This is a genomic window from Mycolicibacterium tusciae, assembly GCF_002086795.1.
Lineage (GTDB): Bacteria > Actinomycetota > Actinomycetes > Mycobacteriales > Mycobacteriaceae > Mycobacterium > Mycobacterium tusciae.
On the sequence record NZ_MVIM01000010.1, the window covers coordinates 68,877 to 85,717 of the forward strand.

The following is a 16,841-nucleotide window of genomic DNA, read 5'->3' on the forward strand; positions in this document are numbered from 1 at the left end:
ATGAGGATCATTGACGCCGACGGTCACGTCGCCGAGGGAGCGTCGCTTGCGGTCGAGGCGATGCGGCGCTGGCCCGAACTCATCGTGCCCAGAGAAGACGGACGAGCCCTCGTCATCGAGGGCCGCAACTACCCGGAGTCCGACGGTCCGGGAGCCGGCTGTCCCCGAGAACACGGTCTGTCGACGGCGCCGGGCATCGACTACTCATCTCCTGAAGGCGTGCTCGGGGACGCCGACCGCGACCAGATCGACACGATGGTGTTGTATCCGAGCCTGGGACTGTGCGTGCCGACGCTGGAAGACCCCGAGTTCGCCGCGGGTTTCGCGCGGCTGTACAACCAGTGGATCGCCGACGACTGCCGCTCGTCGGGCGGGCGGTTGCGCGGAATCGCGGTGACCCCGATCGAACACGGCGCTGTCGCGGTCGAGGTGATGCGTGAGGCCAAGGACCTCGGACTCGTCGCGACCCACGTCCCGCCGGCGCTGAAGACACGAAACCTCGACCATCCCGACCTCGATCCGTTCTATGCCGCCGCCGTCGAACTCGATATGCCCCTGGGCATCCACGGCGCCCCGGGCATGCACTTGCCGAAAGTGGGCGTCGACCGGTTCACCAACTACATCCAGGTGCACTGTGTGAGCTTCCCGTTCGACCAGATGACGGCGATGACCGCGCTCATCTCCGGCGGCGTTTTCGACAGGCATCCCGACCTGCGGGTCGCGTTTCTCGAAGCCGGGGTGGGATGGGTGCCGTTCTTCATCGACCGGCTGCACGAACACTTCGAGAAGCGTGGCCATTGGATCGACGGCGGCTGGCAGCGCGACCCGGGAGAGTATCTGCGCGCGGGCAATATCTGGACGACGTGCGAGCCCGAGGAGCCGATTCTGCCCGGCGTCATCGATGTACTCGGGGACGACTTCATCATGTTCGCCAGCGACTATCCCCACTGGGATGGTGAATGGCCGCACAGCACAGAGCATTTGAGAAATCGCCCGGATATCGGCGAAGACTCTCGCGCGAAAATCGGCGGGTTGAATGCCCAGCGATTCTACTCCCTGAACTGAACCGCTGCGATCTCAACTCTGTTCGCGTGCGCTTCCGGCCCGTCTTGCTATTTTTGCTAAGATAGGAAAACTGTCCGCGGGGGCGTGATGGGGTGAGTGCATGACTGATGTGGAGTGGACACCGCTGCCGGTGCCGTGGGCGGTGCGCAGCGTGGACCGCATCCCCAAACAGCGGTATTACGACCAGGACTTCTATGCGCTGGAGACGGAGCTGTTCTGGCCGCGGGTCTGGCAGATGGCGTGCCGCCTCGAGGAGATCCCCAAACCCGGCGACTTCGTGGAATACGAGATCCTCGACCAGTCGATCATCGTCGTTCGTGTCGATGACAACACCGTGCGCGCCTACTACAACGCCTGTCGCCACCGCGGCATGAAGCTCGTCGAGGGTAGCGGGACCCGACGCAGCTTCGTCTGTCCGTTCCACGGGTGGTGCTGGGGACTCGACGGCAAGAACACCTTCGTGTTGCGCTCCGAGATGTTCGACGACGCCAACCTCGACGCCGACGATCTCACTCTGACGCCGGTGCGGTGCGAGCTGTGGGGCGGATGCGCGTGGATCAATCTCGACGACGATGCGCCCCCGCTGCGTGACTGCATCGAGCCGTTCGGATCCCGCCACGACGAATTCAAGGTGGAGGCGCTACGCACCGAGTGGTGGAAATCCTGCCTGCTACCCGTGAATTGGAAGCTGGCCACGGCGGCCTTCATGGAGGGCTACCACGTCCCGCAAACGCACCCGCAGCTGTTGCCGTCGGCGTACAGCCCGGATTCGTCATCGGTGCATCCGGTGGTGCAGGCCAGCCTGTATTTCATGCGAACGCTGGGGTCCGGCATGGGCGGTATGACGCACGAGAACGACATCCGCATTGCCGAAGGCCTGCAACACATGTCGCTCCCGGACGATCCCGCCGAAGCGATGGCGACCTGGCGCGGGGCGGTCAACGATGCGGTCACCAGTTGGCACAGGGCGCGCGACTGCGATTTTCCCGACCTCAACGATCTGGAGCGGCGACGCGTCATCGACCCGATCGGGTTCTGCTTCCCGCACTACTTCATCCTTCCTCAGTACAGCAGTGCGTCGTCGTATCGCATTCGTCCGCTGGGGCCGGAGGAGACGCTGTTCGAGGTCTGGTCGCTCACCCGCTACCCGAACGATCGAGCGCCCGTTAAGCCCACCGCGCCGCAGCCGCTGGCTCCCGACGATCCGAGCTGGCCGATGATTCCGGCCCAGGACTTCTCGAACCTGCCCCGGCAGCAGAAGGGGCTGCACGCCAAAGGATTCGAGTACATGCGGCTGTCCGACCAGATCGAGGGCCTGATCTCGAACTTCGAGCGAGTCATCGATGGCTTTCTCGCCGGCCTGCCGTACGACCAGCTGGTGCCCGCCATACAGCGCACCAATACGACGATCGATGTGCCCGTCGCCGAGCTCGGGCTGTCGGAAAAGGTTCGCGCATGGTGAATTGGGACGCGTCCGTCGACCTACTGATAGCGGGGAGTGGCGGTGGCGGAATGGTTGCTGCCCTGGCCGCGCTCGATGCGGGGATCGAACCGCTGGTGGTCGAAAAGCAGAGTCTCGTCGGCGGATCGACCGGAATGTCGGGCGGCATGGTGTGGCTGCCCGACAACCCGCTGATGCGTGCATGCGGAATTGCCGACTCCCACGAGGACGGCCTGGCCTATTTCGATGACGTGGTCGGCGATATCGGGGAGGCGTCGTCGGCTGCGCGCCGTGAGACATTCCTGACCGCGGGCAGCGCGATGATCAACCTGCTTGTCGACAACGGTGTTCGGCTCGTGCGGTGCCCGGGTTGGAGCGATTACTACCCGAACCACAAGGGTGGCAACGCCGCCGGGCGCTCGGTTGAGGGCGTCCCGTATGACGCAGCGCAGCTCGGGGACTGGAGTGACAAGATCCAGCCGTCGATGGCCAAGAACTACGGGTTCGTGATCAAGACCAACGAGTTGCGCGCGGTGCAGTACTTCAATCGTTCGCCCCGGGCGTTTGGGATCGCGATGCGAGTGTTCCTGCGCACCAGGGCGGCCCGCCTCCGAAGCCGCGAAATCCTGACCAACGGTGCATCGCTGATCGGTCAGATCTTGCAGGCGCTGATGAACTTCGACGGCGGGACGTCAGTGGGAGGAAGCGGCCAGCCACCGATTTGGACCGACACCGCCATGGACGACCTCATCGTCGAAGACGGTCGGGTCGTCGGCGCGCGCGTGACGCGCGACGGTACGACGATGAACATCCAGGCGCGCAAGGGTGTGCTGCTCGCCGCCGGCGGGTTCAGCCGCAACGCCGACATGCGCCGCCGGTACAGCGGCGACCAGCCCAACGAGGGCAAGTGGTCGATCGCCAACGCCGGCGACACCGGGGAGGTACTGCAGACCGCAATGGCGCTGGGTGCCAAGACGGACCTGCTCGACGAAGCATGGTGGCTGCCAATGGTCTTCATTCAGGATCCCGGGGCGGCGTCGCTGGGATCTGGACGGCAGCGCCCCGGCGCGATCTACGTCGACGGCACCGGAAAGCGGTTCTGCAACGAGTCGAACTCCTATGTCGAAGTCGGCAAGGCGATGTACGCGAACAAGGCGGTGCCCTGCTGGCAGGTGTTCGACGAGGGCTACGTCCGGCGCTACGTGTCGGGGGCGAATCCGCTGAAGAAGCGCAGCCTGTCGGAGTCCCTGATCGAACAGGGCGCGGTCAAGCGGGCGTCGACGATCGCCGATCTCGCGCGGCAAATGGATGTGCCTGCCGACGCGTTGGAGCAGACGGTCAAGCGGTTCAACGAATTCGCCGCCAAGGGCCTGGACCCCGACTTCGGACGTGGGCAGTCGGCGTACAACGTCTGCCTCGGTGATCCGGGCTACCAGCCGAACGCCGCGGTCGGACCGCTCGACTCCGCGCCGTACTACGCGACCAGGGTGTTCCCCGCCGACGTCGGGACGTGCGGGGGAGTGATCACCAACGAGCACGCCCAGGTGTTGAACGAGCAGGACCAGGTGATCGAAGGTCTCTATGCGACAGGCAATATCACCGCGACGGTGATGGGCCGGAACTATCTGGGCGCCGGCGGCAGCATCGCCAACACGATGATCTTCGGGTACGTCGCCGCCCGCCACGCGGCCCGCGAGTGAATCCGGCGCGCTGACGCACCGCTGCGGTCGGTTTGCGCGCCGAATTCGCTAGGAGTCGTCGATGAAATCCCTTGGCTTCTTGCCGGATTCGATCAACAGACGCCGTCGCTCCTGAACGTCGGTGGCCGCGCCGACCATGTTCGTCAGGATGTGGCTCACCTGAAGATGCACCCGCATACCCATCAGCTCGTAGGCCCGCTTTACGTTGTTCTTCACCGCCATTGACGTGGTCAGCGGAATCTGGCCGATCTTGCGGGCCATCTCCTCGACGGTGTCCTCGAGCTGATCGCGGGGCACCACCTTGTTCAGCAGGCCCCACTCCAGAGCCTCCTGCGCGGACAGCGTGGGCGCCAACAGCAGCCAGTCCATGGTGCGATGCCAGTTCATCAGCAGCCACGGCTCGATCATCGTGTGGCCACCGGGCTCGCCGAGGCTCTGCGCGAGCGGCATCTGGAAGTACGCATCCTCGGACGCGACGCAGAAATCGGTGAGCAGGCCGAGATAGATGCCGCCGCCCATGCAGTAGCCGTGGATCTGCGAGATCGTCGGCTTCGGGAACTCCCACAGGTACAGCGTCGGCCAGAGGAACAAATCGGCGGTGCCCTTGTAAAGATCCTCGAAAGTGTCCCCGAAATCGGGGTAGGGATTCTCGTCCGGACCCCACCGTGCGACGTGCCCGCCGCAGAACCCCTTGCCGTTGGCCTTCAGGATGACGACCTTGATCTCCTTGTCGCGGTCGGCCTCCCGCAGGCAGGCGTCGACCTCCTGCACGAGCTGCGCGTCCTTGGTGTTGGCCTTGTCGGGGCGGTTGAGGATGATCCGCGCGATCGGCGGCTCACGTTCGTAGATGACCGCTTCGAGCTCCATTGCCGTCTCCTAGAGAATCGCTCCGTTGTCCTTGGCCGCCGAGATGTCGTCCCAGTCGAGGTCGAGTTCCAACAGGATCTCCTCGGTGTGCTGCCCATGTTCGGGAGCCCGTGCGGCCGCGGGTGGGGTTTCGTTGAATTGCACTGGCGCGGCGACGATCTGGTACTCGTTGCCCTGGTCGTCCAGGTTGGCTACGACGTAGCCATTCGGCCTGACCTGCGGATCGTTGAGTGTCTCCTTCGGCGTGGCCAGCGCGGCCCACACGCCGGGTTCGTCGGCGAGCACCTCGCGCCAGTGGTCCAGATCCTCGCTGGCCAGACGGTCCCCGACGAGCGCGCAAGCCTCGGTGGCGTTGGCGATCAGATTGCTCGACGGGACGAAGCGTTCGTCGGTGGCGAGTTCCGGCAGGCCGATCCGCTCACAGAACCCCGCCCAGAACCGGTCCGGCTGTAGGAAGACCATCTGGATCCACCGGCCGTCACGCGTCTTGTAACGGTTGACGAGCGGGTTGATCGCCAGGCCGGGTGGCGCGCCGGGGATGCCGTCGATGTCGAAGAGATCGGCGACCGAGATCGACGGCGCGATGGTCCACATCGCCTGCGCGAGCAGGGACGAGTCGACGATGCTCGATTCTCCGGTGCGCTCGCGATGGAACAGCGCGGCACACACACCCCCGGCGAGCGTGATTCCGCCCTGCAGATCACCGAACCCGGGTCCCTGCACCGCGGGCGTCTCGGTGCCGAACGGCGTCATCGTGTACGACACTCCGCCGCGGGACAGATAGGTGGCCGCGTCGAAACCGCCTTTGTCACGGTCGGGTCCGCGTACTCCGGTGCCGGTGCCGCGCGCGATGATGATGTCAGGATTGAACGAGCGGATGTCATCGACGGTCAGCCGGGCCCGTTCCAGTGCTCCGGGCAGCCAGTTGGTGAGGAAGACGTCCGCGGTGGCCAGTAGGCGTCCGAAGTACTCGCGGCCGGTGTCGGACTTGATGTCGACGGCGATGCTGCGCTTGCCCCGGTTGCCGATCTCGAGGATGAAATCGATGTGCGCCCTGGCGTTCTCCTTCGTGAATCCACCGATGACCAGTGCCCGACCCGGATCGCCAGCCTTGACGTCCTCGACCTTGATGACGTCGGCGCCCCAGTCGGCGAGCGCCGCTCCGGCCGAGGGAACGTATGTCCACGAAGCCAATTCGACGACACGCACACCACTGAGAACTCCGGTCATAGCAACTCCTTTCCGACTTCCTCGAGATACCGGTCCGGTGCACCGAGGAATCCGCTCCAGCCCAACAGTCGCTTCAGATAAAGGTGCGCGTCGTGCTCCCACGTGAAGCCGATACCACCGAACACCTGGATCGCCGTATCGCCGACTGCGGTCAGCCGGCCGGCGAACGCCTTGGCGCGCAGGGCGGCCAGATGGTGCTCCGCGGGATCGGCCGCATCGGCGGCCCACAATGCGTGGATGACTCCGCTACGCGCGAGTTCGACCGCCTCGTACATGTCGACGCACAGATGCTGGACGGCTTGAAAGCTTCCGATCGGCTGATCGAATTGCTTTCGCACCTTGGCGTATTCGATGGCGAGGTTCATCACGGTGGTCGCCGCACCGAGCGCGTCGGCGGCGTACGCGATCACGACGTCGTCGACGACCGCCCGCAGCACGTCCGCTGGTACGGCCGCGAGCCGCCGGGCGGGAGTGCTGTCGAACGTGACGTCGGCCAGCACACGGGTCGGGTCGACGTGCACGCACGACGCCATCGTGATGCTCTCGCACGAGGTGTCGACCGAGTACAACCCGATGCCGTCGGGTTCGTCGGCGAACACCAGGATGACGTCGGCATCGTTGGCGTCCGGCAGGCCGGTGAGGCTGCCGTGCAGTCTGGCGCCGTCTATCGCTGCCGGGCGGGGACCGAAAAGCGGCCCGACGGTCGTGACGGTGGAACCGTCCGCGATGCCGGCGAGCAATACGGCCGCATTCCCTTCGGCACCGGTGCGCACCAGGGCTCGCGTCGCCGCGACGGCGGTGGAAATCCACGGACCCGGATACAACGCGGCCCCCAGTTCTTCGGCGACCACCCCGGCCTCGACCATCGTCATCCCCGCGCCGTCGCAGTCCTCGGGGACCAGCAAGCCCGTGACGCCCATGGCCGCCAGCCCACGCCAGACCGCATCCGCTCCAGCGATCTCGTCGTCGAGCATCGGCCGGACATATGTTGCCAGGCTTGCCTTTTCGGTCAGATAGCGCCGCAGGGTGTCCCGTAGGGCGGTCTGCTCGTCGGTGAGTTCGAGATTCATCGCCTTGGCAGCCCCAACACGCGGGTCGCGGTGATGCCCTTGTTGATCTGAGTCGTCCCACCCGCGATGGTCAGCGAGCGCGACGAGAGCCGACGGTCCATCCATCGGCCGCCGCTGCCGAGCGGCCCGAACACGTCGAACGCCAGCTCGGCGAGGTCCTGCCCCAGTTCGGCCCACACACTCTTGGCCAGGCTGGCCGAGCCGAGCGCATCGCCGCCGTGCAACATCGCCGATATCGAGCGCTTACACAACAACTCGAGGTACTTGATGCGGACCGCGACGTCGCCGAGCCGGCACAGCGTCGCACTGTTCTCCAGCGCCGGCCGGCCGTCGACGGCGTGCTCGCGTAGATCGGCCACGAGGTCGCTCAGCTGCATCTCCATCTGCGCGTACAGCCGCGCCGCGCCCGCCCGCTCGTGGCTCAACGTGGTGGTGGCGACCTGCCATCCCGCGTTGAGTGGACCGAGCAGGGCGTCGGCGGGCACCCGGACGTCGGTGAAGAACACCTCGGCGAAGTCGGCGGCGCCGTTGATGGTCACCAGCGGCCGGACCTCGATGCCAGGCAGTTTCATGTCAACAATGAGGCAGGAGATGCCCTTGTGTTTGGAGACGTCCGGGTCGGTGCGCACATAGAGCTGACACCAGTCGGCGCGGTGCCCCAACGACGTCCAGATCTTCTGGCCGTTGACGACGAAGTCGTCACCGTCGCGGGTCGCGCGGGTGCGCAGCGACGCCAAATCGGATCCCGCTTCGGGCTCGGACATGCCCTGACACCAGATGTCGTCGGCGCGCATCATTCTGGGGAGGAACCGCCGCATCTGGTCTTCGCTGCCGTATTGCATGATCGCCGGCGCGATGTTGTTCATGCCGATCACGTTGAGCGACATGGGTGCTCGCGCACGGGTCGTTTCCTCGGCGTAGACCAACTGCTCGAGCACCGTCGCCCCGCGGCCGCCGTACTCCTGCGGCCAGGAGACCGCACCCCAACCCGCGTCGGCCACGGCCGCGTCCCACGCACGAAGCGTCTCGAACGCCTGTGGATCCCGTCCGCGATGCCGGTCCGCGGTCTTCACCTCATCCGTCAGATTGGTGGACAGCCACGCGCGTAGCTCCTTGCGGAACGGCTCCACCTCCGCCGGGTATGAGAAGTCCACGGTTTCCTGTTCGAGATCGGATCGATTGGTTTCTTTATAATTTTAGGTAGTATAGCCACCGCTGGCGACAGGCAGAGAGGTTCGGTCATGGGCAGGGTGACGGGCAAAGTGGCCCTGGTCAGCGGGGCTGCGCGCGGCCAAGGACGTTCCCACGCGCGCACACTGGCCGCCGAGGGCGCCGACATCATCGCCGTGGACATCTGCGCCGACATCGAGACCAACGACTATCCGCTGGCACGGCCGGAAGACCTCGACGAAACCGCGCGGCTGGTCGAGAAGGAAGGTCAGCGCGCTTGCACCGAGATCGCCGACGTCCGCGACCGCGTCGGGCTGGCCGCCGCGATAGACCGCGGTGTCGAAGAGTTCGGACAGCTCGACATCGTCGTCGCCAACGCGGGTATCTGCCCGATGACCGCGGGGCTCCCGCCGCAGGCATTCGTCGACGCGGTCGACGTCGACCTCATCGGCGTCATGAACCTCATTCACGCCAGCATGAAGCACCTCCACGCCGGCGCGTCGGTCATCGCCACCGGATCGGTCGCGGCGTTCATGGCCACGGCGGTCAACACCAGCGGCATGGACGGCGGCCCCGGCGGGGCGGGTTACGCCTTCGCCAAACAGATTGTCGCGCACTACGTCAACGATCTCGCCCGCACACTGGCGCCGGAGCAGATCCGTGTGAACGCCGTACACCCGACGAACGTCAACACCGACATGCTGCACAGCCCGCCGATGTACAAGGCTTTTCGACCGGATCTGCCCAATCCCACTCGCGAGGATGCCGAGATCGTCTTCCCGATGATCCAGGGGATGCCGATTCCGTATGTGGAGCCCGAGGACATCAGCGAAGCAGTGCTGTTTCTGGCCAGCGATGCCGCGCGCTACGTCACCGGCCAGCAGCTGCGCGTCGATGCGGGCGGCTTCCTGAAGATCAAGCCGTGGTCCGGCCCGTAGGAGAGGGGAGCAGCGCAGGTGCCCAGAGGGATCATGTACGTCGAGACGATGCCGGCCTCGCCGGATCGTGAAGCCGAATACCACAAGTGGTACAACGACACACATCTGGCGCAAATCCTTTCGGTGGAGGGCATCGTGTCGGCGCGCCGGTTCGCCCCCAACGACGGCGATGGCCCCTTCATCGCGATTTATGAGCTCGACTGCGACGACCTCGATGCGGCCGTGCAGCGACTTGGGGAACTCGGCGCCACCGGAACCATGACCGGGCTGGAGAACCTCGCCATGGATCCGAAGCCGATTCCCAAGGTGTACCGCGAGATCGGGTCGTTGGGCCCATGACGTATCCGCCGGACGTCCAACGCCGGATCTATGCGCTGATGATGCTGATGAAGGCGGCCGATGACCGGCTGTCCAAGGGCATCGGCACCGGCGAGTTCATGTGCGTGTACTGGCCGTCGCGCGGCCAGGAGGCGATCGCGGCCGCGATGGGTGTCGCGCTGCGTACCGACGATCAGCTGGTGACGACCTACCGCGGGTTGCACGACCTGATCGGCAAAGACGTTCCGCTGGAAGAGATCTACGGCGAGATGATGGGGCGCACCGTCGGGGCGAGCCGCGGTAAGGGCGGCACGATGCACATCGCCAAACCCGAGAAGGGCGTGATGCTGTCGACGGGCATAGTCGGCGCCGGACCGCCCGTCGCGGTCGGGCTCGCGATGGCGGCCAAACGCAAAGGCATCGACCGCGTCACGGTGGTGAGCTTCGGTGACGGCGCGACGAACACCGGGTCGTTCCACGAGGCCGCGAACATGGCCGCGCTGTGGGACCTGCCGATGGTGTTCGTCTGCCAGAACAACCTCTTCGCGGAGATGACACCCACCCACGACACGATGAAACTCGAACGCGTCGCAGACCGTGCGGCCGGTTACGGCATGCCCGGCGTGCAGGTGGACGGCAATGATCCGCTGGCGGTGCTGGATGTGCTTGCCGAGGCGATCGGCAAGGCACGCAACGGTGAGGGTCCCACCTTCATCGAGTGCGTGACCTTCCGCTTCCGCGGCCACTACTTCGGCGATCGGATGCCCTACATCCCCAAAGAGCAGCTGTCGGCGGCGATGGAGGCCGACCCGGTGCCGAGGTTCCGGAAACACTTGATAGACAACGGTATCTGCACCGACGACGAGCTCAGCGGTATCGACGAGGGCGCCCTTATCAAGGTGCAGCAGGCGCTGGACACAGTCATGAGTGCCGAGGCGCCGTCGATCGACGAACTCGACCGCGACGTGTACGCGTCCCCGATCCGCTATCCCGTCTGAGGAAGGCGCCATGGACGAAAAAGAGATGACGATGCGCGAGGCGCTGAACCTCGCGCTGGATCAGGCGCTGGCGGCCGATGACCGGGTGTTCCTGCTCGGTGAGGACATCGCCGATCCCGGAGCTTCGGGCCCGACGGCGGGACTGTCGACGAAGTACGGACACGATCGGGTGCTGGACACCCCGATATCGGAGGCCGCCATCGTCGGCGCCGCGATCGGCGCGGCCATCGATGGGCTGATACCTGTCGCCGAGATCATGATCATGGACTTCATCGGCATCGCCGCCGACCAGCTGATCAACAACGCCGCCAAACTGAGGTTCATGACGGCGGGACGCACGGCGGCGCCGATCACCGTGCGCACACAGGTGTACGGCGGACTCGCCACCGGTGCAACGCATTCGCAGACGCTGGAAGCCTGGTTCATGCACATCCCGGGCATGAAGGTCATCGTCCCTTCGACCCCGCGCGACGGTAAGGGCCTGCTGACATCTGCGATCTTCGATCCAGATCCGTGCCTGTTCATCGAAACGATCCGCCTGCAGGGTCAGAAGGGTCCCGTACCAACAGATCCCGGCTTCGCCATTCCGCTGGGCCAGGCCGATATCAAGCGGCGCGGATCCGACGTCACGCTCATCAGCTACGGCCGCAGCGTGCTCGAATGTCTAACCGCCGCCCAGCAGTTGCAGGACCTGGGCGTGAACGCCGAGGTGGTCGACCTGCGGACCCTGGTGCCACTGGATGTCGAGACCATCGTCGAATCGGTGCGGCGCACCCGCCGCGCGGTGGTCGTGCACGACGCCGTCCAGTTCGCGGGACCGGGTGCGGAGATCGTGGCCACCCTGCAAGCCGAATGCTTCGGCGAGCTCACCGCCCCGATCGAGCGCGTCGGCGCACGCTTCGTTCCCACGCCGGCGGCGGCGGCGCTGGAGGTGCAGATCTATCCGTCGGCAGCACGGATCGTCGACGCCGCGCAGCGGACACTGGCCACCGCGGGCGCGCATGGCTGAGTTCGTCATTCGCATCCCCCGCACGTCGGTTGCGGTGTCCGAAGCGGAGCTGACCGAGTTGCTGGTCGAGGACGGCGAGCACGTGGATGAAGGCGCCCCACTCTTCACGGTGGCCACCGAGAAGGTGGAACAGGAGATCGAAGCAGGCGCATCGGGCACGGTCAACTGGACCGGCGAGATAGGGACCCTCTACGACATCGGCGCTGAAATCGGCGTCATCACGTCATAACGAAAGGTTGTTCATCCATGGACGTCAACGAGACTCGCGAACGGATCATCTTCGAAAAGAAGGGTCCCATCGCGTCCATCACCTTGAACTGGCCCGAGAAGGCCAACGCTCAGGACCAGAAGCAGGTCGAGGAGATCGACGATGCGCTTCGGGACGCCGACCGCGATTACGACATCAAGGTTCTGATCCTGAAGGCCAATGGTAAGGGCTTCTGCTCGGGGCACGCCATCGGCAACAACGCCGTCGACTACCCGGAGTTCGTCGAGGGCTTCAAGGCCACCGGTATGCCGTGGAAGCCCCAGACCGACTTGTTCGTCAAGCCGATCCTGAACCTGTGGGAGTTCTCCAAGCCCACCATTTCTCAGATCCACGGGTACTGCGTCGGTGGCGGCACCCACTACGGGCTGACCACCGATATCGCGATCGCTTCCGACGACGCCTACTTCTCGTATCCCCCGCTGCAGGGGTTCGGGATGCCGTCGGGTGAATGCTCGATCGAGCCATGGGTTTTCATGAACTGGCGGCGCGCGTCCTATTACCTCTACACCGCCGAAACCGTCGACGCGAACAAGGCACTGGAGTACGGCCTCATCAACGAGGTGGTCAAGCGCGAAGATCTGGATGCGCGGGTGGAGGCGATCGCCCGTCACATCGCCCAGGCTCCGCTCACCACGCTGCTGGCCACGAAGGCGAACATCAAGCGGGCGTGGGAGATGATGGGCATGCGGGTGCACTGGCAGAGTTCCAACGACCTCGTCGCGCTCGCGTCGGTCAGCAGGGACGTCCAGGAACTCATCCAGCGGGTGTTCGCGGACAAGATTCTGCCGTCGGAGATGGCCGAGCGTCAGGCGGCCGCATCCAAGAACGGCGATGCCGTCACGTAAGGGTGTCCGTTGAACATCTCTGACCATGCGACGGAGGCCGCGGACTCACCGGCCGTGATCGTTGCGGATGGTGAGACCATCACGTACGGCGACCTCTACGCGGGTAGCCGGCGGGTGGCGGCCCTGCTGCACGAGGCCGGGTTGCGGCCGGGTGACGGGGTCGCGCTGGTACTGCCGAACCGTCCGGAGTTCTTCGAGATCACCTGGGGCTGCCAGCTTTCCGGGCTCTACTACAGCGCGGTCAACACGCACTTCACCTCGGACGAGGTCGCCTACGTGATCGACGACTCCGAGGCCAAGGCGGTGCTCATCGACGAGTCGATGCCTGAGCTGGCGGCCCACATTCTGGAGACAAACCCGGGCGTCGTGGTGCACATCAGCGTGGGTGCCGCGCTGCCGGGCTGGACGGCTTACCGCGAGGCGCTGGGATCGGCGGGCGACGCACCGTCGATCAGCGACGGTACCGAGATGCTCTACTCCTCGGGAACCACGGGGCGGCCCAAGGCCGTTCGCCGGCCCCTGCCGACCGACGGCCAGGGGTCGTGGGCGCAGAAGGTCCTCGAGTACTCGCTCGGCCAGCGCTACGACATGACCTCGTCCAGTGTCTATCTCTCCCCGGCACCGCTGTATCACGCGGCGGGCATCAACTACACGATGGCGGTGCACCGGGTGGGCGCCGCCTCGATCCTGATGCGAAAGTTCGACGCCGAGGCCGTACTGCGGCACATCGAGACGCACCGCGTCACGCATGCGCAGTTCGTGCCGACGATGTTCGTGCGGATGCTCAAGCTGCCCGAAGAGGTTCGCGCCGCCTACGATATGTCGAGCCTGCGGTGCGTGATCCATGCTGCCGCGCCGTGCCCGGTCGACGTCAAGTACAAGATGATGGAGTGGTTCGGCCCGATCATCCACGAGTACTACGGGGGCACAGAAGGATTCGCGGGCACCGGGATCGGACCCGAAGACTGGCTGGCGCACCCGGGTTCGGTGGGTAAGCCCATCACCCGTGTGCATGTGCTGGATGCCGACGGGATCGAAGTTCCCGTCGGCACCGCCGGGGAACTCTACTTCGAGGGGGGACCGGCGTTCGAATACTTCAAGGACCCGGCCAAGACCGCCTCGGTGTCCAACGACCGCGGCTGGCGATCGCTGGGTGATATGGGGTTCGTCGACGAGGACGGCTACCTCTATCTCACCGACCGGTCGACGTTCATGATCGTGTCCGGTGGGGTGAACATCTACCCGCAGGAGGTGGAGAACCTGCTCGTGATGCATCCCAAGCTCGCCGATGCCGCGGTGTTCGGCGTCCCGAACGACGAGTTCGGCGAGGAGGTCAAGGCGGTTGTGCAACCGATCGGCGGAGTCGACGCGGGACCCGCACTCGAAGCGGAATTGATCGATTACTGCCGTAGCAACCTAGCGACCTACAAGTGCCCTCGCAGCATCGAATTCGACCCGGAACTGCCGCGCGATCCCAACGGAAAGCTCTACAAGCGGCGTATCCGCGACCGTTACTGGCAGGACCGCTCGTCACGCATCGTGTGACTCAATCCAGGCTGAAATCAATGATGCCGCGCACGATCTCACCGTTGAGCTGGTCGCGGTAGCCGTCGTTGATCTCGTCGAGCCGGTAGCGCCGGGTGATCATCTCGTCGAGTTGCAGCTGCCCCGATTCGTAGAGCTTGATGAAGCGGGGCACGTCCACCCGGGGATTGCATGATCCGTACACGGTGCCGACGAGGTTCTTGTTCCACAGGATGAACTCCTGCAGGTTGATTCCGATGGAACTCGTGAGCTGCCTGGTCATTCCGGTCAGCACACAGGTTCCACCCTTGCGCGTCAGGCTCAGCGCGGGCTGTACATCGTCCTCGGTGATCAGCGATGGGGAGACGATCACACTGTCCGCCATCACGCCGGCGGTCAGATCACGAACCAGATCGGCGGCTTCCTCGGTGGACGCGACGCTATGGGTTGCGCCGAACCCCAATGCCGATTTCTGTTTGAACTCCACCGGATCGACGGCGATGATCTGTGCGGCACCGTTGATGCGTGCGCCCTGGATGGCTCCGGTGCCGATACCGCCGACCCCGATCACCACGACGGTGTCGCCGGTGCGCACCTTCGCGCGGTTCTCCGCGGAGCCGTAACCGGTGGGAACTCCGCAGGACAGCAGCGCCATCGGTAGCAGCGGCAGGTGCGGGTCGATCTTGACGATCGAATCCGGTGACACCACAGTGTGTTTCGAGAACGCGCCGACCTTCGACAGATGGCCCAGATTGCGGCCGTCGGATGTGTGATGACGGAACGTGCCGTCGGTGGGCATGCCGGGAATCATCACCTGGGCGCCCATATCGCAGATGTACTCCATCCCGGAGTTGCACCACCGGCAGTTGCCGCACACGGCAACAAAGGACGTCACGACGTGGTCGCCGGGTTTGAACTCCGTGACGCCTTCGCCGACTTCGAGGACCACCCCTGCGCCTTCGTGGCCACCGATCAACGGGAACATCGACGGCAGCCCGTAAGACTGCATCACCTCGTTGGACGCGGACATGTCACCGTTGCGAATGTGCTCGTCGGAGTGGCACAGCCCGGCCGCCGCCATTTCGAGGAGCACCTCGCCGGCCTTCGGCGGGTCGAGCTCGAACTCCTCGACCGACCACTGCTGGCCCATGTCGTGCAGGATCGCGGCGCGTGTCCTCATGCGACCGGTCGGAACGTGACAGGCAGATGCTTGGGGGAGCGGAACGGCATGCCGACAATCTTCGTATCGTCGTCTTCGATTAGTTGGAAATCGGTCAAACGGTCGAAGAGACTCGTCAACATCGCCTTCGTTTCGACCCTGGCCAGATGCATCCCGAGGCAGCTGTGAATGCCGCCGGCGAACGAGATGTGAGCCCGGCGCGGACGGTGGATGTCGAACACATCGGGACGCTCCCACCGCTTGTCGTCACGATTGGCCGCGCCCATGCACAAGGTGATCGACGCGCCCTCCGGGATCGTCATGCCGTGCATCTCGACATCACGGGTGGTGTTGCGCGCCACCAGCACGAGCGGGGTCTCGAAGCGGATCCCTTCCTCGATAGCGGCCGGGATCAGGCTGCGATCCCGTTGCAGCGCCTCGAGTTGGTCCGGGTGGGTCAGCAACAGTTGCAGCAGATTTCCTGATGACCGGTAGGTGGTCTCGAGCCCGGCCGGCAGCAGCAGGCGCAGGAACGAGATGATCGCCTCATCGGTGAGCTTCTCCCCGTCGATCTCCGCGGCGACGAGGTCGCCGATGACATCGTTGGTCGGTTGGCTTCGCCGTTGATCCACCTGCTGCTGGAAATAGGTACCCAGTTCGACCGACGCGGTCAGCCCCGCCTCGATGTCCTCGGTGATCGAGATCAGATCCAGCGACAGCTTCCGAAAGAAATCCAGATCCTCCTGCGGCAGCCCGAGCAGCGCGGCAGTGACCCTGGTGGGGAACTCGAACGTCACCGCCTTGACGAGATCGACCTCGCCGTCGTGGGAGAACTCGTCGACCAGCTGATCACAGATCGGATCGATCACCTCGGGTTCCCACTTGGCCAGCGAGCTCTGCTTGAAGGCCTTGCTCACCAGGCTGCGATGGTCGTGATGCTGCTTGCCCGCCATGCCGAGGATCGTCGGCCCGAAGACCAACCCGATGGTCTGGTTGTACATCTCCGAGGCGAACACCGTGTCTTCGCGAAAGGCGGTGAAGACGCTGTCGAAGTCGAACAACGTCCAGTTCTCCGGGTTCTTCAGCTCCTCGGGCATCAGGTCGCTCTCCATGAGCGTCCCGCGCCACACCGGCGACGTCTTACGCATGTGCTCGAAGTAGGGGTAGGGATCGTTCACCAAATCGGGGGCGGTCGGCTGATCATGCGAATCCGTGCTGGTCGTCACACATGCCTCCCGG

At 64.9% G+C, this 16,841-nt stretch carries 16 protein-coding genes; 10 read left to right on the forward strand and 6 right to left on the reverse strand.

What is annotated here, in order from left to right; all coding sequences use genetic code 11:
* From BST47_RS18910 to BST47_RS18920, 3 genes are all read left to right on the forward strand, one after another.
* On the forward strand, positions 1-1,065 hold the full coding sequence (locus tag BST47_RS18910; RefSeq protein ID WP_083127178.1) for an amidohydrolase family protein: 1,065 nt from the start codon (positions 1-3) through the stop codon (positions 1,063-1,065).
* 100 nt (positions 1,066-1,165) lie between these two features.
* Positions 1,166-2,527: an aromatic ring-hydroxylating oxygenase subunit alpha gene (locus BST47_RS18915; RefSeq protein WP_083127179.1), complete on the forward strand. Its 1,362-nt coding sequence runs from the start codon at positions 1,166-1,168 to the stop codon at positions 2,525-2,527.
* Positions 2,521-4,206 (forward strand): FAD-binding protein, encoded by a 1,686-nt coding sequence (locus BST47_RS18920; protein ID WP_083127180.1) that lies wholly within the window; start codon positions 2,521-2,523, stop codon positions 4,204-4,206. The genes BST47_RS18915 and BST47_RS18920 overlap by 7 nt, the downstream gene beginning before the upstream one ends.
* A 48-nt stretch (positions 4,207-4,254) precedes the next feature.
* Here BST47_RS18920 and BST47_RS18925 read toward each other — a convergent pair whose 3' ends face one another.
* Genes BST47_RS18925 through BST47_RS18940 form a run of 4 tightly spaced genes read right to left on the reverse strand, consistent with a single transcriptional unit; the run spans position 4,255 to position 8,527 of the window.
* Complete coding sequence (locus BST47_RS18925) at positions 4,255-5,073, reverse strand: enoyl-CoA hydratase-related protein (RefSeq protein ID WP_083127181.1); 819 nt, start codon at positions 5,071-5,073, stop codon at positions 4,255-4,257.
* A gap of 9 nt (positions 5,074-5,082) precedes the next feature.
* The gene (locus BST47_RS18930) at positions 5,083-6,303 is read right to left on the reverse strand and encodes a CaiB/BaiF CoA transferase family protein (protein WP_083127182.1); all 1,221 of its coding nucleotides are present in this window, start codon (positions 6,301-6,303) and stop codon (positions 5,083-5,085) included.
* The gene (locus tag BST47_RS18935) at positions 6,300-7,373 is read right to left on the reverse strand and encodes an acyl-CoA dehydrogenase family protein (protein WP_083127183.1); all 1,074 of its coding nucleotides are present in this window, start codon (positions 7,371-7,373) and stop codon (positions 6,300-6,302) included. Before BST47_RS18935 ends, BST47_RS18930 begins: the two co-directional genes overlap by 4 nt.
* A complete protein-coding gene (locus BST47_RS18940; protein WP_083127184.1) occupies positions 7,370-8,527 on the reverse strand; it encodes an acyl-CoA dehydrogenase family protein in 1,158 nt (385 codons plus the stop codon). The genes BST47_RS18935 and BST47_RS18940 overlap by 4 nt, the downstream gene beginning before the upstream one ends.
* An 87-nt stretch (positions 8,528-8,614) precedes the next feature.
* On the opposite strand from BST47_RS18940, the gene BST47_RS18945 reads away from it, so the two are divergent.
* From BST47_RS18945 to BST47_RS18975, 7 genes are read left to right on the forward strand one after another with little or no spacing between them, the layout of a single operon-like run.
* Entirely contained in the window at positions 8,615-9,481 is an 867-nt protein-coding gene (locus tag BST47_RS18945; protein WP_083127185.1) for a mycofactocin-coupled SDR family oxidoreductase, read from the forward strand.
* Positions 9,482-9,499: 18 nt separating this feature from the next.
* Entirely contained in the window at positions 9,500-9,820 is a 321-nt protein-coding gene (locus BST47_RS18950) for a DUF4286 family protein (protein ID WP_234809776.1), read from the forward strand.
* Entirely contained in the window at positions 9,817-10,797 is a 981-nt protein-coding gene (locus tag BST47_RS18955) for a thiamine pyrophosphate-dependent dehydrogenase E1 component subunit alpha (RefSeq protein WP_083127187.1), read from the forward strand. The genes BST47_RS18950 and BST47_RS18955 overlap by 4 nt, the downstream gene beginning before the upstream one ends.
* A gap of 10 nt (positions 10,798-10,807) precedes the next feature.
* Positions 10,808-11,806: an alpha-ketoacid dehydrogenase subunit beta gene (locus tag BST47_RS18960; protein ID WP_083127188.1), complete on the forward strand. Its 999-nt coding sequence runs from the start codon at positions 10,808-10,810 to the stop codon at positions 11,804-11,806.
* Positions 11,799-12,035 (forward strand): lipoyl domain-containing protein, encoded by a 237-nt coding sequence (locus tag BST47_RS18965; RefSeq protein ID WP_083127189.1) that lies wholly within the window; start codon positions 11,799-11,801, stop codon positions 12,033-12,035. The genes BST47_RS18960 and BST47_RS18965 overlap by 8 nt, the downstream gene beginning before the upstream one ends.
* Positions 12,036-12,052: 17 nt before the next feature.
* Positions 12,053-12,919 (forward strand): enoyl-CoA hydratase/isomerase family protein, encoded by an 867-nt coding sequence (locus BST47_RS18970; RefSeq protein WP_083127190.1) that lies wholly within the window; start codon positions 12,053-12,055, stop codon positions 12,917-12,919.
* A 9-nt stretch (positions 12,920-12,928) separates the two neighbouring features.
* On the forward strand, positions 12,929-14,464 hold the full coding sequence (locus BST47_RS18975) for an acyl-CoA synthetase (RefSeq protein WP_083127191.1): 1,536 nt from the start codon (positions 12,929-12,931) through the stop codon (positions 14,462-14,464).
* A gap of 1 nt (position 14,465) precedes the next feature.
* Here BST47_RS18975 and BST47_RS18980 read toward each other — a convergent pair whose 3' ends face one another.
* Complete coding sequence (locus tag BST47_RS18980) at positions 14,466-15,623, reverse strand: Zn-dependent alcohol dehydrogenase (RefSeq protein ID WP_083127192.1); 1,158 nt, start codon at positions 15,621-15,623, stop codon at positions 14,466-14,468.
* Positions 15,620-16,828 (reverse strand): cytochrome P450, encoded by a 1,209-nt coding sequence (locus BST47_RS18985; protein ID WP_083127193.1) that lies wholly within the window; start codon positions 16,826-16,828, stop codon positions 15,620-15,622. Before BST47_RS18985 ends, BST47_RS18980 begins: the two co-directional genes overlap by 4 nt.
* Positions 16,829-16,841 lie beyond the last annotated feature (13 nt).